The following is a 24,506-nucleotide window of genomic DNA, read 5'->3' on the forward strand; positions in this document are numbered from 1 at the left end:
GGTGTCCACCGTGTGCCCGTGTCCTGCGATCACCGTGTGCCCGGTCCGGCCGTGACCACGTGCCCGGCAGCGGCTCCGCCGCCCGTGACCCGTCACGCCTCCACCGGCGAAGCCCCGGCCCGTCAGACGGTCACCAGCGGCCGACGGCCCGTCCAGGCCGCCAGCCGCTCGTAGGCGTCGGCCCCTCCGGGGGCCGGTACCACCGCGCCGAAGGGCAGCTCGGGGTCCTCGCGTCCCTCGTCGGGCAGTACGCGGCCGGCGATCGCGAGCGCGAACTCGGCCAGTTCCGGATCGAGTTCGAGTGGCCTTCCGAGGGACTCGGAGAGGTCCCAGGTGTGGGTGACGGCCTCCATCACGTACCCCGCGAGGGCGATACGCCCGGGGGCCTCGCCCCAGGGCACCAGCACCAGCGCGTCCAGCCGGGCGTCGTCCGCCCACGCCCCGGCGACCTCCGCCGCGGCCTCGTCGTACGCGACGCGCCAGCCGTCGTCCGGCACGCCGTCGGCGAACGGCCGCACCGCGAGCCCGTCGCCGCCCGCCCCGATCACGGCGATCCGCCGGGTGCCGCCCACGATGTGCGACAGCAACACGCGTACGTCGAACTCGTCGCACGGGGTGGCGCCGGCCAGCTGCTCCGGCCGGACGGTCCCGATCAGTGACGCGATCTGCTCGGCGGCGCGGGTGTACAGGGGGCGGGGGTCCATGGCGTTCATGACTGACCTCTTCCGTGTCTCGGTGTGCCCTCACCCTCGCCGCATAACCTGACAGTTCCCGTCAACATTTGCGGCGGCCCTCGGCGGGCGCGATCCTGAGCGCGTGAAGTCCGACCGCCTGCTCTCGATCCTCCTGCTGCTCCAGACCCGCGGCCGCGTCCCGGCGCACGAGCTCGCCGACCGGCTGGAGGTGTCGGTGCGCACCATCTACCGGGACATCGAGGCGCTGTCCGCCTCCGGTGTCCCGGTCTACGCCGAGCGCGGACGGCACGGCGGCATCGAGTTGCTCGCCGGATTCCGTACGGACGTCACGGGACTGACCGCGGACGAGTCACGTGCGCTGTTCATCCTGGCCGCGCAGGGCGCGCACGCGGCTCTCGGCCTCGACGAGGCGCTCGGTTCCGCGCTGCGCAAGGTGATGGCCGCGCTGCCCGCGCCCTTCCGGCCGGCCGCCGAGGTCACCAGCAGGCGCGTCCTCGTCGATGCCACCCGGTGGAAGGGCGGGCCCCGACGAGCCGTCGACCTCGACGTGTTGCAGGACGCGGTCTTCACCGACCGCCGGCTGCGGCTGCGCTACCGGCACGGCGGGGAGACCGAACCGCGCACGTACACCGTCGACCCGTACGGGCTCGTCTCCAAGGCCGGTGTCTGGTACCTGGTCGCCGACCGGCGCGGCAGTCCACACCTGTTCCGCGCCGACCGGGTCCGCGCGGCCACCCTCCTGCCGGAGCCGGTGCGGCGCCGGCCGGGCGTCGAACTCGCCGACGCCTGGGAGGTGTTGCGCCGTCAGGTCGAGGAGCGGCCGGGGGCTCTCGACGTCACGGTTCGGGTACGGCGTTCCCGCCTCGACATGTTCGCGCGCCTCAACGCGGCCACCCTCGTGGAGCTGCCCGAGGACGACGGCGCGAGCGAATGGGTGACCGTGCGCCTCTCCCACGGCTCGGTCCGTGAGGCCCGCACGCTGCTGGCCTTCGGAGACGCGGTGGAGGTCCTCGCGCCCGCCGAGGTGCGGCAGGAACTGGCGGCGACGGCGGCGGCCATCAGCGCGGTGTACGAGGGGGGTTGAGCCCGGCGCGGGGAAGGGCGCCGCACAGCGAAGCACAGCCGCGGCACAGCGCGGCCCTACGTGGATCTGGTGCTCTGGCCCCCGCTCGTCCGGCTGTCCTCAGCCGGCCCACGTGACCTGACCGGGAGTTGCCCCATGAACCGTCGTGCACGACTCGTCCCCGTCATCGCCCTGCTCGCGCTCACGCCCCTGCTGGCGGCCTGCGGCTCAGGTGACTCGTCGTCCTCGAACAGCAAGACCTCCGACGGCCAGAACTGCACGCGTCCCTCCGGGATGCCGAGCGGTGCCTCCGGACGCCCGAGCGGCGCGCCCTCGGGCATGCCCTCGCGCTCCGGCGCCCCGTCCGGCATGCCCACCGGGAAGGCGCCCTCCGGCAACCCCTCGGGCATGCCGAGCGGCGCTCCCGGCGGCGGCACGGGCGGCGGCCAGGGCGGCTGCGGCGGTCCCGGCGGCGGCCAGATGGGACAGGGGCAGGGACAGGAACAGGCGCCCGCGCAGGGCTGACGCGTCGGGAGACCGGGTTTCGGGAGGCCGACCTTCGGGGGACCGGACTTCGGGGACCGGCCCTCAGGGATCGGACTTAGGGGACCGGACTTCGGGCGGCGGTCGCCGGGGTGGTGGGGCGGGGGGGGGGGGGCGGGGTGGTGTGGCTCGGTTCGGCGCGGCCCCGCCCCGGACGGCCGTCGCGGTCAGCCGAGCCAGTGACGGCGTCCGATGCTGATCAGCCGCATCTGACGGCTCGCCACCCGGGCCACCCGCTCGCGCTCCGCCTCGGAGCCGTCCAGCGCCTCCAGGAACGCCGAGGCCGCCATCAGCATGTGGTCGACGTACAGACCCGCGAGCATCAGCAGATCGTCGTCGTTCCACCCCAGCGACTCGGGGTGCTCGGCCAGCGCGTCCTTCACTTCCTCGGCGAACCGGGCCAGTTGCTCGCGGATCGCGTCCCGCACCGGCTGGACCCCGCCGTGCCGCTCGCGCGCGATGAAGCGGACGTGCGCCGGGTGTGTCCCGACGTGATGGGCGATCAGTTCCACGGCGCGGGCGATGCGTTCGTCGCTGTCGCCGGCCGCGGACACCGTGTCCTCGATCATCGGGTGCAGGCTGCCGAGCGCCTCCTCGACCAGGGCCACGCCGAGATCCGCCGTCGAGCGGAAGTGCCGGTAGAAGGCGGTCGGGGCGACTCCGACGGCACGGGTGACCTCGCGCAGACCCAGGCTGCTCAGGCTCTGGTCCTCCAGAAGCGCCAACGCGGCGTCCAGCAGCGCCTGTCGGGTCTTCTGCTTCTGCGCCTGGCGGATGCCGAGAGTGTGACTCATGCCATGCAGTTAACAACTGTTCTCTGGAATTTTAAAGCCGTCGGACGCGCTAGACTCGGAAGTCAGTGAACAACTGTTACTACAACCGTTCACTGAGTCGTCAAGTCCCGGAAACATCCGTGCCTCACCGTCGAGGCACCGGACGGTCCGGGACCGGACCACGAGACTTCTTCGAGAGGCACCTCATGTTGTTCCTCGTCGCCGCACTCCTGCTGCTCGGCGTCGTCATGGGCTCCGTGGCGCACGCGCCGCTGCCCGTGACCCTCGTCGCGGCGGCCGTCATCGGCGTCTGGCTGGTCGTCTTCGCGCTGCGTGAGCGCAACACCCGCCGACGCCACCCCTCCGTCAACTGACCGTTGGTCCCGCAGCATTGCCGACCGGCCGTTGGTCCCACACCTTCACCGACTGACCGTTGGGAGCTGACTCACGTCATGGAACTCACCACGCGCACCACCGGCACGACTCGCACCGCTCGACCCGCCCACACCACGGAAACCGCCCGCCCCGCCGAGGCCGCCCGCGCCACGCGCCGGACCGCCGTCCGGGACGCGGACGGCATGGCCGTGGCCGCCTTCATCCTCGGCCTCCTCGGCCTCCTGGTGCTGAACGTCTTCCTCGGCCCCATCGCCATCGTTCTCGCCTCCGTCGCCCTGTGGCGCGGCACGGCCCGCCGTGGCCGCGCCTTCCTCGGCCTCGGCCTGGGCGTCGCCGACCTGGTCGTCCTGGTCGCCTTCATGCAGTTCGACAGCACGGTGTCCTGGAGCTTCTGAGGCCTGAGCCGACGACCGGGCGCCGACGCGGGTGCCGACGCGGTCGCCTGCGCGGTGGAGCCGGATGTGCCGCGTAGGCCGCGTGCGACCCGCGTGACCCGTGCGCCCCGCGACCTGTGCGCCCCGTGCGCTGATCGAGGGCCCGCGCGGAGCCGGGAGGCGCGCCGCGGCCCCGCTCGCGAGCCGGGGCGGGACGTCCGCCGGTGGGGGCCGAGGCAGGGGGAGAGCGGGCCCGTAGAATCGGGCCCACCATGGCTTACCTCGACCACGCCGCGACCACCCCGATGCTCCCCGAGGCGGTAGAGGCTCTGACCGCCCGACTGAGCGTCACGGGCAACGCCTCCTCCCTCCACGCCGCCGGCCGCTCTGCCCGGCGGACGGTCGAGGAAGCCCGCGAGACCCTGGCGGACGCCCTCGGCGCCCGTCCCAGCGAGGTGGTCTTCACCTCCGGCGGCACCGAGGCCGACAACCTCGCGGTGAAGGGCCTGTACTGGTCCCGCAGGGACGCCGACCCGGGCCGTACTCGTGTCCTCGCGAGCCCCGTCGAGCACCACGCCGTCCTCGACGCGGTCCACTGGCTCGGCGAGCACGAGGGCGCCACGGTCGAGTACCTGCCCGTCGACGCGTACGGCCGCGTCCACCCCGACGCCCTGCGCGAGGCCATCGCCCGCAACCCCGACGACGTCGCCCTCGCCACCGTCATGTGGGCCAACAACGAGATCGGCACCATCATGCCGGTCCGTGAACTGGCCGATGTCGCGGCCGAGTTCGGCATCCCGCTGCACGCCGACGCCGTCCAGGCCTTCGGTCAGATCCCCGTCGACTTCGCCGCCTCGGGCCTCGCCGCGATGACGGTGTCCGGCCACAAGATCGGCGGTCCCTACGGGATCGGCGCGCTGCTTCTCGGCCGCGAGTACAGCCCCGTACCCGTGCTCCACGGCGGCGGCCAGGAGCGCCATGTCCGCTCCGGCACGCTCGACGTGCCCGCGATCGCCTCCTTCGCGGTCGCCGGGCGGCTGGCCGCCGAGCAGCGTGAGTGGTTCGCCCGCGAGATCGGCGCCCTGCGCGACGTCCTGGTCGACGCCGTCCGCAAGGCCGTGCCCGACGTGATCCTCGGCGGCGACCCGGCACCGGGCGGCCGGCTGCCCGCCAACGCGCACTTCACGTTCCCGGGCTGTGAGGGCGACTCGCTGCTCCTGCTGCTCGACGCTCAGGGCATCGAGTGCTCCACCGGCTCGGCGTGCACGGCGGGCGTGGCCCAGCCGAGCCATGTCCTGCTCGCCACCGGCACCGACCCGGACCTCGCCCGGGGCACCCTGCGCTTCTCGCTCGGCCACACCTCGACGGAGGCTGACGTCGCGGCGGTGACGCGCGTGATCGGCCCGGCGGTGGAACGGGCGCGCACGGCGGGGCTCACCTGACCCCCGCCGATGACACCACTGACGGGCCATAGCTGACACCCGCGGACGGGCCTCACCTGACCCTTGCCGATGACACCCGCGGACGGGCCTCACCTGACCCTTGCCGATGACACCCGCGGACGGGTCACCTGACCCTTGCCGATGACACCCGCGGACGGGCCTCACCTGACCCTTGCCGATGACACCCGCGGACGGGCCTCACCTGACCCCCGTGGTGCCGCGGGCCTGGAGTCCGCGTCCCTCAGACCCCCCCCGCAGCCGTCCCCTAGGGCCGGGGCCTCAGTCCCCGAGACCCTCGGGCCTTCGTCAGGCGGACGCCGTCCGGGCCCGTCGGACGAGCCGCAGATACCGGTCCCAGTCCCAGAGCCGTCCGGGATCCGTGTGGTCCGTGCCCGGTACTTCCACGTGCCCGATGATGTGATCGCGGTCGACAGGGATGTCGTACCGCCCGCATATCCCGGCCGTCAGCCGTGCCGAGGCCGCGTACATCGCGTCCGTGAACGACGAGGCCCGATCGACGAAGCCCTCGTGCTCGATGCCGACACTGCGCTCGTTGTACTCGCGGTTCCCCGCGTGGAACGCCACGTCGAGCTCGCGGATCATCTGCGTGACATGACCGTCCTTGCGGACGATGTAGTGCGCGGCCGCTCCGTGCCCCGGGTCCTGGAAGACCTTCACCGCGCTCGCGAAGCTGCCCTGGGTGACATGGATGACCACCCGGTCTATCGAGTAGTCGTCGGGACGGTCGGCCCGCCGCCAGTTCGCCGCCGACGCCGCCACCCACCGCGCGCCCCGGAAGTCCACCGCCCCCGCGACCCGCGACTTCTCCACACCCGGCAGCCGCCACCACACGTGCGACAGCTTCTCCCGGGCGAGCCCGGCAGCGCTCACGGCGGCCGCCGCACCGCCGATGAGCAGCACCCGGCGCCCGACCGGCCGGTCCGCGTCCTTGGCTCCCGCCCCGGACCCACGGCCCTGTGGCTTCCCCTTTTTCTCCCCCATGCGATCTTCAACGGATACTCGCGGGCTCCGGTTCCCGCGGCCCCGTACTCTGGAGGGGTTATGACTGACACCTCGCAGCGCCCCCTCCGCGTCCTCGCCGCCATGTCGGGCGGAGTGGACTCCGCCGTAGCCGCCGCCCGCGCCGTCGAGGCCGGGCACGACGTGACGGGCGTGCACCTCGCCCTCTCGGCGAACCCGCAATCGTTCCGGACCGGCGCGCGTGGCTGTTGCACCATCGAGGACTCGCGCGACGCCCGCCGCGCGGCCGACGTCATCGGCATCCCCTTCTACGTCTGGGACCTCGCCGAGCGCTTCCGCGAGGACGTGGTCGAGGACTTCATCGCCGAGTACGAGGCGGGCCGCACCCCGAACCCGTGCCTGCGCTGCAACGAGAAGATCAAGTTCGCCGCCCTGCTCGACAAGGCGCTCGCGCTCGGCTTCGACGCGGTCTGCACCGGCCACTACGCGCAGGTGATCGTCCGCGAGGACGGCACGCGCGAGCTGCACCGCGCCTCCGACATGGCCAAGGACCAGTCGTACGTCCTCGGGGTCCTGGACGACCGCCAGCTCGCCCACGCGGTGTTCCCGCTCGGCGACACGGTCACCACCAAGGGCGAGATCCGCGCCGAGGCCGAGCGCCGCGGCCTGGCCGTCGCCAAGAAGCCGGACTCGCACGACATCTGCTTCATCGCCGACGGCGACACCCAGGGCTTCCTGGCGAACCGCCTGGGCAAGGCGGAGGGCGACATCGTCGACGAGGCCGGAGCGGTCATCGGCTCCCACGAGGGTGCGTTCGGCTTCACGATCGGCCAGCGCAAGGGGCTGCGCATCGGCACCCCGGCCGCCGACGGCAAGCCGCGCTACGTCCTCGACATCTCGCCGGTGAACAACACGGTGACGGTCGGCCCGGCCGCCTCCCTGGACGTGACCGCCCTGACCGCGGTCAAGCCCCGCTGGTGCGGCGCGGCCCCGACCGGTCCCGGCACCTACACCGCTCAGCTCCGCGCCCACGGCGGCGAGACCGAGGTGCGCGCCGAACTGGTCGACGGCTCCCTGGAGGTCCGCTTCACCGAGCCGGTCCGCGGCGTGGCCCCGGGCCAGGCGATCGTGCTGTACGAGGGCACCCGCGTGGTCGGTTCGGCGACGATCGCGGCGACCACGCGCGCGACGGCGGACGTCTAGGACCCGGTCCGGCGGCCAATACGTCGGACCAGGGCGAGGTTGTCGTACGCCAGGGTCGGCGCGATGGCCTCCATACCGGTTCCGGTGGCCAAGGGCTGTCGTCCGGATCACCGCGGACCCGGGTGATCCGAACGGCGTCCCCTAGCCCTTCGTCCCGAAGAACTCGGCCAGCACCGGGGCGAGCACCTGCGGGTCCACCATGTGGGTCTGCCCGGCCAGCGTGCGGTACGAGCCGTCCGGTGCCGCCTCCGCGACGGTCCGCGCCGCCGCGCGCATCCACTCGGGGCTCCCGTCGCCCGCGATCGACAGCACCGGGACGGTGACGGCGGCCAGCCGCTCGCGGGGCACCCCGCTGTCGCCCATCGCGGCGTTGTCGTACGCCAGGGTCGGCGCGATGGCCTCCATGCCGGCCCAGGCGTGGGACATGCGCACCCCGGCGATCATCTCCGGGGGTGTGCCGACGAGGGTCATGAAGAGTTCGACGGCGTCGCCCCGCCGGTCCTGGGCGAGCAGCTCGGTCAGCCGCTCGGTGTACTCCGCACGGCCCTTGGCGGCCACCTCGTCGACGGCGAACGGCGTCTCGTAGACCGCGACTTCGCGGACGGGCAGCCCGCTCGCCGTCGCCTCCAGGGCCAGCGCGCCGCCCGACGAGATGCCGTAGAGCGCCGCGCCGCCCCCGAAGGCGTCGATCAGTGCCGCGATGTCCTCGACCTCGCGGTCGACCGCGAAGGGTGCGGTGTCGCCGCTGGCGCCGCGGCCCCGCCGGTCGTAGGTGACGGCGCCGAAGCGGTCCGAGAGGGCCTGGGCGAGGGGCGCCAGCGTGGCACCCGTGCACATGGCGCCGCCGACCAGGACGACCGTCGGGCCGTCACCGTAGCGTTCGTACGCGATGGGGGTCCCGTCGCGCGAGATGGTCTTCTTGTCCATGCCTGTAGAGACTGCCGGGCGACCGGGAACTCATCGCGTCACCACGCCCGCGCGCGCCCCGAACTCAGGACACGTCCACTTCGTAGAAGCAGAGGTGGTCCTTGATCCCGGCGACATCGGGCTTGGGGTCGGGGTAGGCCCAGACGAGATCGGCCGCGTCGGGGCGCGACCAGTAGGACGCGGTGCCCTTGAAGGGGCAGAACGTGTGGGTGTCGGAGGGCGTCAGCAGATCCAGCCGGACGTCCGCGGGCGGGAGGTAGTAGCGCACCGGACAGCCGGTCTCGCGCAGCACCAGGGGGCGGTCGCTCTCCGCCAGGACCTGGCCGCCGTGCACGACGCGGACGTGCTGGGTGCCCTGCTCGATGGTGATCGTGTGTCCTTCAGCCATACCGGAAAAGCGCTCGCGGGCCCCGAATCGTTCCCGCGTACGGTGAATGCATGAACATCTGTGTCTTCCTCTCCGCCGCCGACCTCGACGACCGCTACACGCGCCCCGCGCGGGAGTTCGCCGAACTCCTCGGCAAGGGCGGCCACACCCTGGTGTGGGGAGGCTCCGACGTCGGGCTGATGAAGGTGGTCGCCGACGGCGTGCAGGAGGCGGGCGGGCGCCTGGTGGGTGTCTCGGTGGACTTCCTGGCCGCCAAGGCCCGCACGGGCGCCGACGAGATGGTGGTTGCCCGCGACCTGGCCGAGCGCAAGGCACTGCTTCTGGCGAAGGCCGACGCGGTGGTCGTGATGGTCGGCGGCACCGGGACCCTCGACGAGGCGACCGAGATCCTGGAACTGAAGAAGCACGGGAAGACCGAGAAGCCCGTGGTCCTGCTCAACACGGCGGGCTTCTACGACGGCCTCAAGGAGCAGTTCCGCCGTATGGACGCCGAGGGCTTCCTGCCGCGACCGCTCACCGACCTGGTGTTCTTCGCCGAGGAGCCGGTGGGAGCACTGGCCTACCTGGAGGAGAGCTTCGGCACCCGGTGAGGCGTCGCACCCGGTTCGGGGTCGGCATCCGGTGATGCGAGCATGGCGTCCATGCCTACACATGTGATCACCGGGGCCGGTTCCGGCATCGGCGCGGCCGTCGCCCGCCGTCTGCACGCGCGCGGGGACGAACTCGTGCTCCACGCGCGCGACGCGGGCCGCGCCAAGGAACTGGCCGCCGCGTTCCCCGGGGCCAAGACCCTGGTCGGCGACCTGGCGGACCCCGACAAGCTCTCCTGGGCGTTCTCGCACCAGTCGCTCCCCGGCCGCGTCGACTCCCTGCTGCACATCGCGGGCGTGGTCGACCTCGGCCCGGTCGGCGAGCTGACCCCGAAGTCCTGGCGCCACCAGCTCAGCGTCAACCTGATCGCCCCCGCCGAGCTGACCCGCCACTTCCTGCCCCAGCTCCGCGTGGCCCAGGGACACGTGATCTTCGTGAACTCGGGCGCCGGCCTGAACGCCCACGCCGACTGGTCCGCCTACGCCGCCTCCAAGCACGGCCTGAAGGCCCTCGCCGACTCCCTGCGGCACGAGGAGCACGGGAACGGGGTCCGGGTGACCTCCGTCTACCCCGGCCGCACCGCCAGCCCCATGCAGGCCAAGGTCCACCAGCAGGAGGGCAAGGATTACGACGCGGCGAAGTGGATCGACCCCGAGTCGGTGGCGACGACCATCCTGATGGCGCTCGACCTGCCCCGGGACGCCGAGGTCAACGATCTGACGGTGCGGCCGGGCGGCTGACCGCCCCGGGGATGCCGGGCGCCTGACCTCCCCCGGGGATTACGTACGCTTCCGGGGTGAGCGAAAACAGCGAGTTCAGGTTCGGTTCCGCCACCGGGGTCGGGTCCATGCCGGGCGGTGACGCGCGGGAGGCCGCGAAGACCGTCACCGGCTCCCTCGACGACTTCCCGTTCCTCGCCGAACTGCCCGCGCGGGGGCCCGGGGCGGACATGATCGGCCGGACCGCGGGGATGCTCGTCGAGCTGTACGCGCGCGTGGAGCCCAGCGGCTGGCGGTTCGGGGACCGGCCGGGCAGGGACACCAAGCGGGCCAGGTCGTGGCTGGGCGAGGACCTCGACGCCCTGGAGGAGTTCACCCAGGGGTACGAGGGCCCGTTGAAGGTGCAGGCGGTCGGTCCCTGGACCCTGGCCGCCGCACTGGAGCTGAGGAACGGCGAGTCCGCCCTCTCCGACCCGGGCGCCTGCCGCGACCTCGCGGGATCACTCGCCGAGGGACTGCGCCTCCACCTCGAAGACGTACGCCGCCGGATTCCCGGGGCCGAGATCGTCCTGCAGCTCGACGAACCCTCCCTGGTCTCCGTGCTCCGCGGCCAGGTGCCGACCGCCAGCGGCTACCGCACCCACCGCGCCGTGGACCGCCAGGTCGCCGAGGCGATGCTCCGGGACGTCGTCGGGGTGCACGGGGGCGGTCCTGTCGTGGTCCACTCCTGCGCGCCGGACGTCCCCTTCGCCCTGCTGCGCCGGGCGGGCGTGGCGGCGATCTCCTTCGACTTCTCGCTCCTCACCGAGCGTGACGACGATGCCGTCGGAGAAGCGGTCGAAGCGGGTACGCGTCTGTTCGCCGGTGTCATCCCCGGCGTGGACGTCCCATTGTCTGACCCTGCCGGTAGCGTCATGGGTGTCAGGACGCTGTGGCGCAGGCTGGGGCTGCGGCCGGGTCTTCTCGCGGAGGCGGTCACGCTCACTCCGTCGTGCGGGCTCGCGGGGGCTTCCCCCGACTTCGCGCGCAGGGCGCTGGCCCACTGCGTCCGGGCGGCGAGATCCCTCGCGGACAACCCTGAGTAACGGGAGGACACAACGGTGGCCGGCGAACAGCACGCAGAGCCCACATCGGTACCCGCCGAGGCACGGGAGAGGCACGCGCAGCTCGCCGAGCAGATCGAGGAGCACCGCCTCCGGTACTACGCGAAGGACGCTCCCGTCATCAGCGACGCGGAGTTCGACACGCTCCTGCGCTCCCTGGAGGCGCTGGAGGACGAGTACCCCGAGCTGCGCACACCGGACTCGCCGACCCAGAAGGTCGCCGTCGAGTACGAGACCGACCTCGACGAGGTCGAGCACCGCGAGCGCATGCTCTCCCTCGACAACGTCTTCGACGACGCGGGGCTCGCCGCCTGGGCCGCCCGTGTGGCCAAGGACGTGGGCGCGTCCGGCTACCACTTCCTGTGCGAGCTCAAGGTCGACGGCCTCGCCGTGAACCTGACGTACGAGGACGGCAGGCTCACCCGCGCGGCCACCCGGGGCACCGGCCGGACCGGCGAGGACATCACCCCCAATGTCATGACGATCGCTGAGATTCCGCACCGCCTGAAGGGTGATCACGTCCCCGCGCTCGTCGAGATCCGCGGCGAGGTCTACTTCCCGATGGAGGCGTTCGAGGGCCTCAACGCACGGCGCGTCGCGGCGGGGGAGAAGCCGTACGCCAACCCCCGTAACTCCGCCGCCGGTTCGCTGCGCCAGAAGGATCCCAAGGTCACGGCGACACTGCCGCTCCACATGGTCGTCCACGGCATCGGTGCCCTGGAGGGCTTCGAGGGCCTCGGCCGTCTCTCCGAGGCCTACGGCCTGCTGCACACCTGGGGCCTGCCGACCACGCGGTACGCCAAGGTGGTCGACGACCTCGACGGCGTACGGGAGTTCATCGCGTACTACGGGGAGAACCGCCACGCCGTGGAGCACGAGATCGACGGGGTGGTCGTCAAGCTCGACGAGATCCCCCTCCAGGGTCGGCTCGGCTCCACCGCGCGCGCACCGCGCTGGGCGATCGCCTGGAAGTACGCGCCCGAAGAGGTCAACACCAAGCTCGTCAACATCCGCGTAGGCGTGGGCCGTACGGGCCGGGTCACGCCGTACGCGCAGGTCGAGCCGGTCACGGTCTCCGGCTCCGAGGTCGAGTTCGCCACCCTGCACAACCAGGACGTGGTGAAGGCCAAGGGCGTCCTCATCGGGGACACGGTGGTGCTGCGCAAGGCCGGTGACGTCATCCCGGAGATCCTCGGCCCGGTCGCCGACCTGCGCGACGGCAGCGAGCGGGAGTTCGTGATGCCGGCCGAGTGCCCCGAGTGCGGCACGGCGCTGCGGCCCATGAAAGAGGGCGACATCGACCTGCGCTGCCCCAACGCCCGCACCTGCCCGGCCCAGTTGAGAGAGCGTGTCTCCTACCTCGCGGGCCGGGAGTGCCTGGACATCGAGCACTTCGGCGATGTGGCGGCGGCCGCGCTCACCCGCCCCCTGGGGCCGGCCGACCCGCCACTGGCCGACGAGGGCGACCTGTTCGGTCTGACGGTGGAGAAGCTGCTGCCCATCAAGGCCTACATCCTCGACCAGGACAGCGGTCTGCCCAAGCGTGACCCGAAGACCGGTGAGGAGAAGATCGCCACGGTCTTCGCCAACCAGAAGGGCGAGCCCAAGAAGAACACCCTTTCCCTGCTGGAGAACATCGAGGCCGCCAAGCAGCGCCCGTTGGCGCGCTTCCTCAACGGAATGTCCATCCGGCACGTCGGCCCGGTCGCGGCCGAGGCGCTGGCCCGCGAGTTCCGCTCCGTGGACCGGATCGAGGAGGCCACCGAGGAGGAGCTCGCCACCACCGCGGGCGTCGGGCCGATCATCGCCGCCTCGCTCAAGGAGTGGTTCGCCGAGGACTGGCACCGCGAGATCATCCGCAAGTGGAGGGCCGCCGGAGTCCGGATGGAGGACGAGGGCGCCGGCGAGGACGAGGGGCCCCGCCCGCTCGAAGGGCTGACCGTCGTCGTCACGGGAACGCTCGAACACCACACGCGGGACGGCGCGAAGGAGGAACTCCAGAGCCGTGGAGCAAAAGTGACCGGTTCTGTTTCGAAGAAGACATCCTTCGTCGTCGTGGGTGACAATCCTGGCTCGAAGTACGACAAGGCGATGCAGTTGAAGGTTCCGGTCCTCAACGAGGAGGGCTTCGCCGTCCTGCTCGGACAAGGACCGGACGCCGCGACGGAAGTCGCGCTTCCGGTCGAGGAATAGCGGTTGAAGGTCACCCGTTCGGCGCATATCAGTTGCATACGGGTGGCCAGGTCGCATTCGGGCGACCGTCGTCGACCGCTGCCCGTGGAAGCCTTCCGCGGCCTACTGTTGAGGTGTGCGCTTACCGTGCCCGGCTGCGGTTGGCGCATCCCCGGCTCCGCACGAGCCAGGGGAAGGGTTTTCGACGCGGCACCGTTGGCAGTTGTCGCCGGCAACGGACCGCGTGGCGTGGGCACCGCCGGCAGTGAGAGGGACGGGAATGGAACCGACCGAGAGCGCCGCCCCCGAACCACGGCTGCGCCTGCGCCGGATGACCGGCGCGTGGCTGGCGGGCCTGCGGACGGGACGGCCTTCGGAGCGCCCCGCCCCGAGCGGGCTCGGTGCCGCACCGCTCGCCGCTCCCACCCTCGCCGGCGTCGGCCGGCTCACCGCCGAGCGAGGCACCGGACTGCCCGGCCAGGACTCCGAACGCCACATGTCCTGGCCCGCACTGCCGTCGGCGGTCGTGGTCGCCGCCGCGTTCGTCCTCGGCGCCGGTTTCTACCGGGCGTTCAGCGGCCACCACGCGCTCTTCCCGTGCGGCGCCGTCGGCTGGTCGCTGGCGCTGCTGACCGGCATCATCGTCGGCCACCTGGTCGCCCTCGGCCGTGCCCGCTGGTGGGGCGGCACCGGCTCCGGCGCGGCACTCACCCTCGCGGTCCTGCTGCTCTACGGCTGGGTCCCCGCCGGCATGGTCAGCCTGACCGTCGTCGTCCTGGTCGGCATGGCCCGCCGCAACCGCTGGCGGCAGGGCGTACTGCACGGCGCGGTCGACATCCTCGGCATCGGCGCCGGAGCCCTGGTCCTCGCGTCGTTCGGGCGGTTCCCGAGCGTCGAGGCGCCCTGGGACCCCGAGACCTGGACCTTCTACGCCGCCCCTCAGGTGGTCCTGGTCGCGGGCGCCTATCTCGCCGTCACCCGCGCCCTGCTCTGGTACCTGCACGCACCGCGCGGCGGCGGCCTGCCCACCGTCGCCCGTACGGCCCTGGTCAGACAAGGGCTCGTCGCCGTGGCGCTGCTCGGCATCGCGCCGCTGGTCTGTGTCGTCGCGATGGCCCAGCCGATGCTGCTGCCCCTGTTCTCGATCCCGCTGATCGCCCTCGACTCCACCCTGTGGATAGCCCGCGCACGGGCCGAGGAGCAACTGCGTGACCCGCTGACCGGGCTGCCCAACCGTCAGTGGCTGCTGGAGCGCACCTGGACGGCCCTGGACGACGCCGAGCGCATCGGCGCACGCTCCGCCCTGATGCTGATCGACCTGGACCGCTTCCGGTCGGTGAACGACACGCTGGGGCACCTCGCCGGCGACCGGCTGCTCCTCCAGATAGCCGACAGGCTGCGGCTCGCACTGCCGCGCGGGGCGGAGGCCGCGCGGCTCGGCGGGGACGAGTTCGCCGTCTTACTGCCGGTCGCGGACTCCACCACGTCGGCCACGCGGGTCGCCCGCAATCTGGTCGCCGCCCTCGGCTCGCCGCTCGACCTCGACGGACTCACCCTCGTCCTGGAGGCCAGCGCCGGGCTCGCCGTCTTCCCCGACCACGCGCTCGACGCGGAGGGGCTGCTGCGCCGGGCGGACGTCGCGATGTACCAGGCGAAGCGGGACCGCACGGGCGTGGAGGTGTACGAGTCCAAGCGGGACTCCAACACCCCCGACCGGCTCGGCCTGCTGGGCGACCTGCGCCGGGCCCTGGACGCCGGCGACGTCGAACTGCACTACCAGCCCAAGGTCCGCTTCGACGGACAGGTGGCCGGACTCGAGGCACTGGTCCGCTGGGTGCACCCTGAGCGCGGCAAGGTACCGCCGGACGAGTTCATCGCCATCGCCGAGTCGTCCGGGCTGATGCCGCACCTCACCGAGTACGTCCTGGAGACGGCCCTCGCGCAGGTCGCGCGCTGGCGGGCCCAGAGCCTCTTCGTGCCGGTCGCGGTGAACGTGTCGCCGCGCGACGTCCACACGCCGGGGTTCGCCGGATCCGTCGCCGCGCGCCTGGCCCGGCACGGAGTCCCCGCGGGAGCGCTCCAACTGGAGATAACGGAGCACGTGCTCCTGGAGGACCCCCAGCGTGCCGCCGACACCCTGGCCGCTCTCACCGGGCACGGCGTGAAGATGTCGCTGGACGACTTCGGCACCGGCTACTCCTCCCTGGTCCATCTGCGCAGGCTCCCGGTCAGCGAGCTGAAGATCGACCGCTCGTTCGTCGCACGGCTCGCCGTGGACACCGAGGACGCCGAGATCGTGCGCTGCACCGTCGACCTCGCGCATTCGCTGGGTCTTCTCGTCGTGGCGGAGGGCGTCGAGGACGACGAGACGTGGGAGCGGTTGCGTGACCTGGGCTGCGACGCCGTGCAGGGCTGGCTGGTCGCCGCGGCGATGCCGCCCGACGAGGCCACGGCGTGGCTGCTGGCCCGCGGTTCCCGCGGCTGGCAGCGCCCGCGGGCCGCCCTTCCCGCCGCCGAGTAGCTCCGGTCCGGCCTGCGGCCGGATGTCTCCCACCCACGCACCACCCGTGACTGTCTCCGGACAGGTGAGCCCCCCGGGGCCTCTCGCCGTCGGCGTCCGCCGCGACGGAGGGCACGGGAGGCCGCGTCTGCGGCCATGCCCCTCCTCACCGCACGACGCCTGCGGCGGGAAGGGACCACGAGGGGCCGAGCCTGTCGGAAGACTGTCACGGGTGCTGCGCGGGTGGGAGACAACCGGCCGGAAGCCGGGGAACTGGTGGGCCGGTTGCCGCCGATGGTGGGACGGCCGAACGGGAGAGTTCGGCTTGCCGGGGGACGGTGAACGGGTGGTGCGCGGGTGGGAGACGACCGGCCGGAGGCCGGGCCGCGGGCGTGCCCCGGCAAACCCGGGCGCGGGCATCGGCCCGAGCCCCATAGGATTGGGCCAAACCACACACACTCACCCCAGAGGATCGCTGCATGCCTGGCATCACGCGCGAGGAGGTCGCCCACCTCGCACGGCTGGCGCGTCTGGAGCTGAAGGGCGAAGAGCTCGACCACTTCGCCGGCCAGCTCGACGACATCATCGGCGCGGTCGCCCGCGTCAGCGAGGTCGCCGACCAAGACGTACCGCCGACCTCTCATCCGCTGCCGCTGACGAACGTCATGCGCGTGGACGAGGTCCGTCCGTCGCTCACCCCCGAGCAGGCGCTCTCCGGCGCCCCGGCCCAGGAGCAGCGGCGTTTCAAGGTGCCGCAGATCCTGGGGGAGGACTAATCACCATGACGGACACCAACGTCAACATCATCAAGCTCACCGCGGCCGAGATCGCCGAGAAGATCGCGGCGGGCGAGCTGACCGCCGTCGAGGTCACCGAGGCCCACCTGGCCCGGATCGAGGCCGTCGACGAGAAGGTGCACGCCTTCCTGCACGTCGACCGTGAGGGCGCCCTGGCCCAGGCCCGCGCCGTGGACGCCAAGCGCGCGGCCGGCGAGAAGCTCGGCCCGCTCGCCGGTGTGCCCCTCGCGCTGAAGGACATCTTCACCACCGAGGGCATCCCGACCACGGTCGGTTCCAAGATCCTCGAAGGCTGGATCCCGCCGTACGACGCGACCCTCACCAAGCGGCTGAAGGCCGCCGACGTCGTCATCCTCGGCAAGACCAACATGGACGAGTTCGCCATGGGGTCCTCCACCGAGAACAGCGCGTACGGTCCGACCGGCAACCCGTGGGACCTCACCCGCATCCCCGGCGGCTCCGGCGGCGGCTCCTCCGCGGCCCTCGCCTCCTACCAGGCGCCCCTCGCGATCGGCACCGACACCGGCGGCTCCATCCGCCAGCCGGCGGCCGTCACCGGCACGGTCGGCGTCAAGCCGACCTACGGCGCGGTCTCCCGCTACGGCATGGTCGCCTTCTCCAGCTCCCTCGACCAGGGCGGCCCCTGCGCCCGTACGGTCCTCGACGCCGCTCTGCTGCACGAGGTCATCGCCGGGCACGACCCGCTCGACTCGACCTCCATCGACGCGCCGGTCCCGCCGGTCGTCGAGGCAGCCCGCAACGGCAGCGTCACGGGGATGCGCGTCGGTGTCGTCAAGCAGTTCCGCGGCGAGGGCTACCAGGCCGGTGTCGTGCAGCGCTTCGACGAGGCCGTCGCCGTGCTCAAGGAGCTCGGTGCCGAGATCGTCGAGCTGGACTGCCCGTCCTTCGACCTGGCGCTCTCCGCGTACTACCTGATCGCCCCGTCCGAGTGCTCGAGCAACCTCGCCCGCTTCGACGGCCTGCGCTACGGCGCGCGCGTCGGCGACGACGGCACGCACTCCGCCGAGGAGGTCACCGCCCTCACCCGTGAGGCCGGCTTCGGCCCCGAGGTCAAGCGCCGCATCATGCTCGGCACCTACGCGCTCAGCTCCGGCTACTACGACGCGTACTACGGCAGCGCCCAGAAGGTCCGTACGCTCATCACGCGCGACTTCGAGAAGGCGTTCGAGCAGGTCGACGTGATCGTCTCCCCGACCACGCCCACCACCGCCTTCCCGATCGGCGAGCGCGCCGACGACCCGATGGCGATGTACCTCGCGGACCTGTGCACCATCCCGACCAACCTGGCCGGCAACTCCGCCATGTCGCTGCCCTGCGGTCTCGCCCCGGAGGACAACCTCCCGGTCGGTCTGCAGATCATCGCCCCGGCGCTGAAAGACGACCGCCTTTACAAGGTCGGCGCCGCCGTCGAGGCCGCCTTCGTGGAAAAGTGGGGGCACCCGCTGCTTGAGGAGGCTCCGTCGCTGTGAGCAAGGCAATGTCCAAGGCCAAGGGATTCAAGAAGTCCAAGTCCGGCACGTATCTGTCCATGGCCGGTACGGCGCTCGGCGCGCTCGGTGTCGCGAAGCAGGTCAAGAAGGCCCGCAACGAGAACGACACGCTGCGCCTCATCGACGCGGCCCTGTCCGCCGCCGCCATCGTCACCGGCCTCGCCATCCTCTACCGGGAGCTCAAGCGCCTGGGCGACGACGACGTCCTGCTGGGCTGAGAGGGAAGTTTTCACCGTGACCACCACGATCGACCTGGTGTCGTACGAGGACGCACTCGCTTCCTACGACCCCGTCATGGGCCTCGAAGTCCATGTCGAACTCGGCACCAAGACGAAGATGTTCTGCGGCTGTTCGACCGAGCTGGGCGCCGAACCCAACTCGCAGACCTGCCCGACCTGCCTCGGCATGCCCGGCGCCCTCCCGGTCGTCAACGCGACCGGGGTCGAGTCCGCCATCAAGATCGGCCTCGCGCTGCACTGCGAGATCGCCGAGTGGTGCCGGTTCGCCCGGAAGAACTACTTCTATCCGGACATGCCGAAGAACTTCCAGACCTCCCAGTACGACGAGCCGATCGCCTTCAACGGCTATCTGGACGTCCAGCTGGAGGACGGCGAGGTCTTCCGCGTGGAGATCGAGCGCGCCCACATGGAGGAGGACACCGGCAAGTCGCTGCACGTCGGCGGTGCCACCGGCCGCATCCACGGCGCCTCGCACTCCCTGCTCGACTACAACCGCGCGGGCATCCCCCTCATCGAGATCGTCACCAAGCCGATCGAGGGCGCGGGCGAGCGGGCCCCCGAGGTCGCCAAGGCGTACGTCGCCGAGCTGCGCGAGCTCATCAAGGCGCTCGGTGTCTCCGAAGCCCGTATGGAGCAGGGTCAGATGCGCTGCGACGTGAACCTGTCGCTGCGCCCGCACGGGCGTGAGAAGTTCGGCACGCGCTCCGAGACGAAGAACGTCAACTCCCTGCGTTCCGTCGAGCGGGCCGCCCGCTTCGAGATCCAGCGCCACGCCGCGGTGCTGAACTCCGGCGGCACGATCATCCAGGAGACCCGCCACTTCCACGAGGACACCGGGTCCACGACCTCGGGCCGCGTGAAGGAGGAGGCCGAAGACTACCGGTACTTCCCGGAGCCCGACCTCGTCCCCGTCGCCCCGTCCCGTGACTGGGTCGAGGAGCTGCGCGCCGGACTGCCCGAGCAGCCGCTGGCCCGCCGCAACCGGCTGCGCGAGGAGTGGGGCGTGAACGCCCACGACATGCAGTCGATCCTCAACGCCGGTGCCATCGACTCGATCGTCGCGACGATCGAGGCCGGTGCCGACTCCGCCTCCGCCCGCAAGTGGTGGATGGGCGAGCTGGCGCGCAGCGCCAACGAGTCGGGCAAGGCCCTGGAGGACCTGCCGATCACTCCGGCGCAGGTCGCCCGGGTGGCCGAGCTGGTCACCGCCGGCGATCTGAACGACAAGCTCGCCCGTCAGGTCATCGAAGGCGTCCTCGCCGGCGAGGGCACCCCGGACGAGGTCGTCGACAAGCGCGGCCTGAAGGTCGTCTCGGACGAGGGTGCGCTGACCGCCGCCGTCGACGAGGCCATCGCCGGGAACCCGGGCATCGCCGACAAGATTCGCGGCGGCAAGCTCCAGGCCGTCGGCGCGCTCGTCGGCGCGGTCATGAAAGCCACCCGCGGCCAGGCCGACGCGGCTCGCGTCAAGGAGCTCATCCTGGAGAAGCTGGGCGTCGGCGAAGGCTGAGGTCCGGGTTCTCCCACATCCCAGGGGGTGCATCGCAACCGATGCACCCCCTGGGGTCTGTGTCGGCGCTCTCAGGCGCACGCGCTACGCTCCCGCGCCATGAGTGGAACCACTGACTCCGACACGCGCGACCACCAGCACCAGGGCCATGAGCATGTCCAGGGCATGGACCAGGACGAGGGCCAGGGCCAGGGCCAGGACCAGGAGGTCCGGCGGGCCCGCTGGACGGCGGTCGGGACGGGAGCGCTGCTGACCGTCGCGGGGCTCGCGGTGTCGGCGCTGCGCTCCACCGGATCCGGGACCGCCCTCATACCCGTCTCCTATGCCTCCGGGGCCGCCGTGTGCGCCGTCGCGTCGGTACTGGGGGCCCGGGGCCGCACCCGGCGCGCCCTGTGGCTGATGATCGCGGGTGTGATGGTCATGGCTGTGGGTGACCAGTTCGACTGAGCGATGACGGGCGGGGCGACAGAGCCCACGGGACTGCTCTGTGAGGTGAGTCGCAGTCCTGTGAGTAAGCCCACGAATGCGACAAAGGATCATTTCCGGCTGTAAGAGTGATGACGCATTAGTCATGCGTTCTTTGCGGGCAGTTCCCGATAAAGATCCACAAATCCCCCAGGGAGCTCGTCCGTGGCAGCCCTCGCACGCTGGTGTGTTCAGCACCGCCTCGTCGCCGTTCTGCTCTGGCTCGCGGCCTTCGGCGGTGTGAGCGCCGCCGCCGTCGTGACGGGCTCCGCGTACTCGAACGACTACGAGGCCCCCGGCACCGAATCGGGCCGCGCCACCCAGCTCCTGGCGGACGGTTTCCCCGGCCTCGGCGGCGACAGCGACACCGTTGTCTGGCACACCAGCCCCGGCACAGTGCGCTCCGCGGACGTCGAGCAGTCGATGACCCGGGCCCTGGACAAGATCGAGAAGCTCCCCGGAGTGGCCTCCGTCGACAGCCCGTACCAGCGCCAGGGATCGGAGGGGATCAGCGCGGACGGCCGGACGGCGTACGCGACCGTCACCTTCGCCGACCGGGCCGAGAACCTCGACAAGGGCGAGGTCCAGGCCGTCGTCGACACGGCGAAGGCCGCCGAGGCCAAGGGACTCGACGTGGAGCTGGGCGGCACCGCCATCGCCCTCACCAAATCGTCCGGCGGACATGTCGCCGAGATCGTCGGCGTGGCCGTCGCCGCCGTGGTCCTCTTCCTGGCGTTCGGCTCCCTCGCCGCCTCCATGCTGCCCATCGCCACCGCCCTGATCGGCGTGGGCACGGCGTACGCCGGAGTCGTGCTCCTCGGCCACGCCATGACCGTCGCCGACTTCGCCCCCATGCTCGGCATGCTGGTCGGGCTCGGCGTCGGCATCGACTACGCGCTGTTCATCGTGACCCGGCATCGGCGTGGCCTCAAACGCGGACTCCCGGTGGCCGAGGCGGCGCAGAACGCCGTCGCCACCACCGGACGGGCGGTCGTCTTCGCCGGCGCCACGGTCTGCATCGCTCTGCTCGGCATGCTCATCCTGCGGCTCGACTTCCTCAACGGCGTCGCGATCGCGGCCTCCCTGACCGTCGTCCTCACCGTCGCGGCCTCCGTGACCCTGCTGCCCGCGCTGCTCTCCTTCATCGGTCCCCGCGCACTGAGCCGCCGGGAGCGGCGGCGACTGGAGGAGCACGGACCCGCGCCGGAAATGGCCACCGGGTTCGCCGCCCGCTGGTCCGCGTTCGTGGAACGCCACCCCAAGCTGCTCGGTGCCGTGGCCGTCGTCGTGATGGCCCTGCTCGCCCTGCCCACGTTCTCGCTCCACCTGGGCACCTCCGACCAGGGCAACGACCCGAAGGCGACGACCACGCGGCAGGCCTACGACCTCATCGGGGAGGGCTTCGGACCCGGTGTGAACGGGCCCCTGACCCTCGTCACCAAGGTCGGCGGCGCCGAGGACCGGCTCGCCCTGGACAACCTGGACGCCACGCTACGGGCCACCGAGGGCGTCGCCTCGGCGGCCCCGGTGACGTACAACTCCGCCGGTGACACCGCCTTCCTCACCGTCGTCCCGACCTCCGCGCCGCAGTCCCAGAAGACCAGCGACCTCGTCGACCGGCTGCGCACCGACGTCCTGCCGCGCGCCGAGTCGGGCACCGCCCTCGATGTGCAGGTCGGCGGGGTGACGGCGAGCTACGACGACTTCGCGGACGTCATCGTCGGCAAGCTCCCGCTCTTCGTCGGCGTCGTGATCAGCCTCGGCTGTGTCCTGCTGCTGCTCGCGTTCCGTTCGATCGGCATCCCCCTCAAGGCCGCGGTGATGAACATCGCCGCCGTGGCCGCCGCCTTCGGAGTGGTCGTCGCGATCTTCCAGTGGGGCTGGGGGAGCGAGCTGCTCGGCCTCGGCCGCGCGGGCCCGATCGAGCCCTTCCTGCCCGTGATCATGGTGTCGGTGCTCTTCGGGCTCTCGATGGACTACCAGGTGTTCCTGGTCAGCCGGATGTACGAGGAGTGGCTGGAGACCGGTGACAACCGGCGTGCGGTCCGGGTCGGCCTCGCCGAGACCAGCCGGGTGATCAACTCCGCCGCGGTCATCATGATCTCGGTCTTCCTCGCCTTCGTGCTCAGCGGCGACCGTGTCATCGCGATGTTCGGCATCGCCCTCGCCGCCGCCGTCGCCCTCGACGCCTTCATCCTGCGGACGCTCCTGGTCCCCGCGCTCATGCACCTGCTCGGCGGCGCCAACTGGTGGCTGCCCCGCTGGCTCGACCGCCGGCTGCCCCGCATCAGCATCGAACCGCCCGAGTGCCGTGCCGCGCATGAGAGGCTGGCCGAGGCGACGGACGCCGAGGTGGCGGACGTACTGGACGGCGCGGACGCGGCGAACGCCGAAGTGGCGGACGTACTGGCGAAGGAGCGGTAGAGGGATGTACGCGATATCTCTGGGTGACGACGGAGCGGAGCTGCGGCCGCTGGAGCCGTGGCACGCCGAGGAGTTCCTCGCACACCTGGACCGGGGGCGCGAGTTCATCGGGCAGTTCATCCCCTTCGGGTCCCAGTCCACGGACGTGCCGTCCGCGCGGGGACACCTCCAGAGGTACGCCGACATGCGCGCCGCCGACACCGGGTCCCTGCACGGACTGTGGCTGGACGGGAAGCTCGTCGGCGGGGTGCTCTTCCTGAACTTCGACGCGGAGGAAGCCAACTGCGAGGTCGGCTGCTGGCTGGAACCCGCCGCCTCCGGGCGCGGTCTGGTCACGCGCGCGATGCGGGTGCTCATCGACTGGGCCGTCGAGCAGCGCGGAATCCACCGCGTGGAGTGGGTCGCCGCGGCCGGGAACGTCCCGAGCCTGAACGTGGCCCGGCGGCTCGGCATGAGCCAGGACGGCGTGCTCCGGGAGAAGCACCCCTACCGCGGCGTCCGGCACGACCTCGAAGTGTGGTCCGTACTCGCGCCCGAATGGCGTGCCGCACGCGAGCGTGCCGCTCACAAGGACCGTTAAGGAACTTCTCAGAGAGCGTCCGTACGGTGCGGGTCATGGGAACCAAGACAGTTGACGAGGCCGGGGCCGAGACCGGCACCGAGGCGAAGCGCGACGAGCAGACGGTGGACGTCACCAAGACCGGGACGTCCGCCGACAACGGGACCGAGACCGAGGCCTATGCCACGGAGCCGACCGAGGAGCAGGACGAGGACGACGAGGCCCCCGCGGACGGCGACGACACCGCCGAGGCCGGTCAGGCCGCCGGTGTCGGCCAGGGTGCCGCCGCCGTGGTGTCCGCCGGACTCGGTGTGGTGTCGCTGACCGGCAGCTGGGTCGCCACCGTCGCCGCCGCGCGCGAGACCCTGGTCGGCCAGCTCCAGACCTCGTCGAACGCGAGCGTCGCCACGCAGGTCAAGGAGGTCTACGGCGATGCCTGGGCGACCACCGCGCTGATCGGCGGCCTCTTCGCACTGGCCGCGCTGATCGTCGGCGTCGTCGTCCTGGTCCGGCCCGCGTTCGGTGCCCCCGGCAAGCCGCAGGCCGCCTGGATCAAGTCGGTCGCCTGGGCGGGTGTCTCGCTCGGCGTCGTCGGACTGGTCCTCGCCGTCGCCAAGTACTCCGACCTCATCCTCGGACTGCCCTCCACCAGCTGAATCCCGAGAACTCTGAGGGGCCTTAGGGCCGGCGTAAGTTCCTTACCGCCGCCCTAAGGCCCTTCGCGTGCGCAAGATGCGGAACTCTCCCGATGTGGCGCACCCCCCTTGGAGACGAAGGTTGAGACATCGCACAGAGCGAGGCCGAAACCGACTCTTCACCAGGGGTACGAGATGTTCGAGTACGAGCTTCAGCAGATCCGGTCCGCGGAACTCATCCGCGAGGCCCAGAACTACCGGCTCGCCAACGAGGCCCAGCGCGGCCACCGAGCGGCCCGGCGCACGGACGCCCGCCGGTCGGCGCACAATGACACGGAGGGGCAGGCCCATAGCCACCGCCCCCGCCGGCACCGGTTCGCCCGCGTCGCATGAGCGCCGGGGCGCCTGTGGACGGCCGCACGGCAGTCGGCCCGCCCCAGGCGGGGGGGGGAGGCGGGCGGACCGGGGGCGGCCGCCGCCCTGCCCCCCGCCCGCG

The 24,506-nt window shown here is 71.8% G+C and carries 25 protein-coding genes; 20 read left to right on the plus strand and 5 right to left on the minus strand.

Features of this window, described 5'->3' with window-relative positions; genetic code table 11:
- Nucleotides 1–122 precede the first annotated feature (122 nt).
- Entirely contained in the window at nucleotides 123–713 is a 591-nt protein-coding gene (locus tag ACFWBT_RS27555) for a TIGR03086 family metal-binding protein (RefSeq protein ID WP_385705185.1), read from the minus strand.
- 103 nt (nucleotides 714–816) lie between these two features.
- Between ACFWBT_RS27555 and ACFWBT_RS27560 the strand changes: the two genes are divergently transcribed.
- Both ACFWBT_RS27560 and ACFWBT_RS27565 read left to right on the plus strand, forming a co-directional pair.
- Nucleotides 817–1,779 carry a helix-turn-helix transcriptional regulator gene (locus ACFWBT_RS27560; protein ID WP_385705187.1) on the plus strand — a complete coding sequence of 321 codons (963 nt, stop codon included), beginning with the start codon at nucleotides 817–819 and terminating at the stop codon, nucleotides 1,777–1,779.
- A 135-nt stretch (nucleotides 1,780–1,914) separates the two neighbouring features.
- On the plus strand, nucleotides 1,915–2,283 hold the full coding sequence (locus ACFWBT_RS27565; RefSeq protein ID WP_385705189.1) for a hypothetical protein: 369 nt from the start codon (nucleotides 1,915–1,917) through the stop codon (nucleotides 2,281–2,283).
- A gap of 185 nt (nucleotides 2,284–2,468) precedes the next feature.
- Here ACFWBT_RS27565 and ACFWBT_RS27570 read toward each other — a convergent pair whose 3' ends face one another.
- Nucleotides 2,469–3,095: a TetR family transcriptional regulator gene (locus ACFWBT_RS27570; protein ID WP_385705190.1), complete on the minus strand. Its 627-nt coding sequence runs from the start codon at nucleotides 3,093–3,095 to the stop codon at nucleotides 2,469–2,471.
- A 185-nt stretch (nucleotides 3,096–3,280) separates the two neighbouring features.
- Here ACFWBT_RS27570 and ACFWBT_RS27575 point away from each other — a divergent pair, with 185 nt between their 5' ends.
- The 3 genes from ACFWBT_RS27575 (at nucleotide 3,281) to ACFWBT_RS27585 (ending at nucleotide 5,286) form a co-directional block, all read left to right on the plus strand.
- Complete coding sequence (locus ACFWBT_RS27575; protein ID WP_356751706.1) at nucleotides 3,281–3,448, plus strand: hypothetical protein; 168 nt, start codon at nucleotides 3,281–3,283, stop codon at nucleotides 3,446–3,448.
- A 78-nt stretch (nucleotides 3,449–3,526) separates the two neighbouring features.
- On the plus strand, nucleotides 3,527–3,865 hold the full coding sequence (locus tag ACFWBT_RS27580) for a DUF4190 domain-containing protein (protein ID WP_385705192.1): 339 nt from the start codon (nucleotides 3,527–3,529) through the stop codon (nucleotides 3,863–3,865).
- A gap of 251 nt (nucleotides 3,866–4,116) precedes the next feature.
- A complete protein-coding gene (locus ACFWBT_RS27585) occupies nucleotides 4,117–5,286 on the plus strand; it encodes a cysteine desulfurase family protein (RefSeq protein WP_385705193.1) in 1,170 nt (389 codons plus the stop codon).
- 306 nt (nucleotides 5,287–5,592) lie between these two features.
- Here the strand turns inward: ACFWBT_RS27585 and ACFWBT_RS27590 are convergent, their stop codons facing one another.
- Entirely contained in the window at nucleotides 5,593–6,288 is a 696-nt protein-coding gene (locus ACFWBT_RS27590) for an N-acetylmuramoyl-L-alanine amidase (RefSeq protein ID WP_385705195.1), read from the minus strand.
- Nucleotides 6,289–6,348: 60 nt separating this feature from the next.
- Here ACFWBT_RS27590 and mnmA point away from each other — a divergent pair, with 60 nt between their 5' ends.
- The gene (gene mnmA, locus ACFWBT_RS27595; RefSeq protein WP_385705197.1) at nucleotides 6,349–7,470 is read left to right on the plus strand and encodes a tRNA 2-thiouridine(34) synthase MnmA; all 1,122 of its coding nucleotides are present in this window, start codon (nucleotides 6,349–6,351) and stop codon (nucleotides 7,468–7,470) included.
- Nucleotides 7,471–7,611: 141 nt separating this feature from the next.
- On the opposite strand, the gene ACFWBT_RS27600 is transcribed toward mnmA, so the two are convergent.
- Together ACFWBT_RS27600 and ACFWBT_RS27605 are read right to left on the minus strand one after the other, a co-directional pair.
- Nucleotides 7,612–8,397, minus strand: a complete 786-nt coding sequence (locus tag ACFWBT_RS27600; protein WP_385705198.1) for an alpha/beta fold hydrolase — start codon at nucleotides 8,395–8,397, stop codon at nucleotides 7,612–7,614.
- 64 nt (nucleotides 8,398–8,461) lie between these two features.
- Nucleotides 8,462–8,785 (minus strand): DUF427 domain-containing protein, encoded by a 324-nt coding sequence (locus ACFWBT_RS27605; RefSeq protein WP_385705200.1) that lies wholly within the window; start codon nucleotides 8,783–8,785, stop codon nucleotides 8,462–8,464.
- Nucleotides 8,786–8,835: 50 nt separating this feature from the next.
- Here ACFWBT_RS27605 and ACFWBT_RS27610 point away from each other — a divergent pair, with 50 nt between their 5' ends.
- From ACFWBT_RS27610 to ACFWBT_RS27675, 14 genes are all read left to right on the plus strand, one after another.
- Nucleotides 8,836–9,375, plus strand: a complete 540-nt coding sequence (locus tag ACFWBT_RS27610) for a TIGR00730 family Rossman fold protein (RefSeq protein ID WP_356467226.1) — start codon at nucleotides 8,836–8,838, stop codon at nucleotides 9,373–9,375.
- A 51-nt stretch (nucleotides 9,376–9,426) separates the two neighbouring features.
- Nucleotides 9,427–10,116 (plus strand): SDR family oxidoreductase, encoded by a 690-nt coding sequence (locus tag ACFWBT_RS27615; RefSeq protein WP_385705202.1) that lies wholly within the window; start codon nucleotides 9,427–9,429, stop codon nucleotides 10,114–10,116.
- A 56-nt stretch (nucleotides 10,117–10,172) separates the two neighbouring features.
- The gene (locus ACFWBT_RS27620) at nucleotides 10,173–11,180 is read left to right on the plus strand and encodes a methionine synthase (protein WP_385705203.1); all 1,008 of its coding nucleotides are present in this window, start codon (nucleotides 10,173–10,175) and stop codon (nucleotides 11,178–11,180) included.
- Nucleotides 11,181–11,195: 15 nt separating this feature from the next.
- Entirely contained in the window at nucleotides 11,196–13,391 is a 2,196-nt protein-coding gene (gene ligA / locus ACFWBT_RS27625; RefSeq protein ID WP_385705205.1) for an NAD-dependent DNA ligase LigA, read from the plus strand.
- Between the two features lie 259 nt (nucleotides 13,392–13,650).
- Complete coding sequence (locus ACFWBT_RS27630; protein WP_385705207.1) at nucleotides 13,651–15,891, plus strand: putative bifunctional diguanylate cyclase/phosphodiesterase; 2,241 nt, start codon at nucleotides 13,651–13,653, stop codon at nucleotides 15,889–15,891.
- 458 nt (nucleotides 15,892–16,349) lie between these two features.
- Complete coding sequence (gatC, locus tag ACFWBT_RS27635) at nucleotides 16,350–16,646, plus strand: Asp-tRNA(Asn)/Glu-tRNA(Gln) amidotransferase subunit GatC (RefSeq protein WP_261705575.1); 297 nt, start codon at nucleotides 16,350–16,352, stop codon at nucleotides 16,644–16,646.
- Between the two features lie 5 nt (nucleotides 16,647–16,651).
- Nucleotides 16,652–18,157 carry an Asp-tRNA(Asn)/Glu-tRNA(Gln) amidotransferase subunit GatA gene (gatA, locus tag ACFWBT_RS27640; RefSeq protein WP_385705209.1) on the plus strand — a complete coding sequence of 502 codons (1,506 nt, stop codon included), beginning with the start codon at nucleotides 16,652–16,654 and terminating at the stop codon, nucleotides 18,155–18,157.
- Nucleotides 18,158–18,165: 8 nt separating this feature from the next.
- Nucleotides 18,166–18,396: a hypothetical protein gene (locus ACFWBT_RS27645; protein WP_385705221.1), complete on the plus strand. Its 231-nt coding sequence runs from the start codon at nucleotides 18,166–18,168 to the stop codon at nucleotides 18,394–18,396.
- 16 nt (nucleotides 18,397–18,412) lie between these two features.
- Complete coding sequence (gene gatB, locus ACFWBT_RS27650; RefSeq protein WP_385705211.1) at nucleotides 18,413–19,927, plus strand: Asp-tRNA(Asn)/Glu-tRNA(Gln) amidotransferase subunit GatB; 1,515 nt, start codon at nucleotides 18,413–18,415, stop codon at nucleotides 19,925–19,927.
- Nucleotides 19,928–20,092: 165 nt separating this feature from the next.
- Nucleotides 20,093–20,374: a hypothetical protein gene (locus ACFWBT_RS27655; protein WP_385705223.1), complete on the plus strand. Its 282-nt coding sequence runs from the start codon at nucleotides 20,093–20,095 to the stop codon at nucleotides 20,372–20,374.
- Nucleotides 20,375–20,557: 183 nt separating this feature from the next.
- The gene (locus ACFWBT_RS27660) at nucleotides 20,558–22,816 is read left to right on the plus strand and encodes an MMPL family transporter (protein ID WP_385705213.1); all 2,259 of its coding nucleotides are present in this window, start codon (nucleotides 20,558–20,560) and stop codon (nucleotides 22,814–22,816) included.
- 4 nt (nucleotides 22,817–22,820) lie between these two features.
- Nucleotides 22,821–23,396 carry a GNAT family N-acetyltransferase gene (locus tag ACFWBT_RS27665; protein WP_385705215.1) on the plus strand — a complete coding sequence of 192 codons (576 nt, stop codon included), beginning with the start codon at nucleotides 22,821–22,823 and terminating at the stop codon, nucleotides 23,394–23,396.
- A gap of 35 nt (nucleotides 23,397–23,431) precedes the next feature.
- Nucleotides 23,432–24,031, plus strand: coding sequence for a hypothetical protein (locus tag ACFWBT_RS27670; protein WP_385705217.1), 600 nt, complete (start codon nucleotides 23,432–23,434; stop codon nucleotides 24,029–24,031).
- A 174-nt stretch (nucleotides 24,032–24,205) separates the two neighbouring features.
- Nucleotides 24,206–24,403, plus strand: a complete 198-nt coding sequence (locus ACFWBT_RS27675) for a hypothetical protein (protein ID WP_385705219.1) — start codon at nucleotides 24,206–24,208, stop codon at nucleotides 24,401–24,403.
- Nucleotides 24,404–24,506 lie beyond the last annotated feature (103 nt).

The organism is Streptomyces sp. NPDC060027 (assembly GCF_042737005.1).
GTDB lineage: Bacteria > Actinomycetota > Actinomycetes > Streptomycetales > Streptomycetaceae > Streptomyces.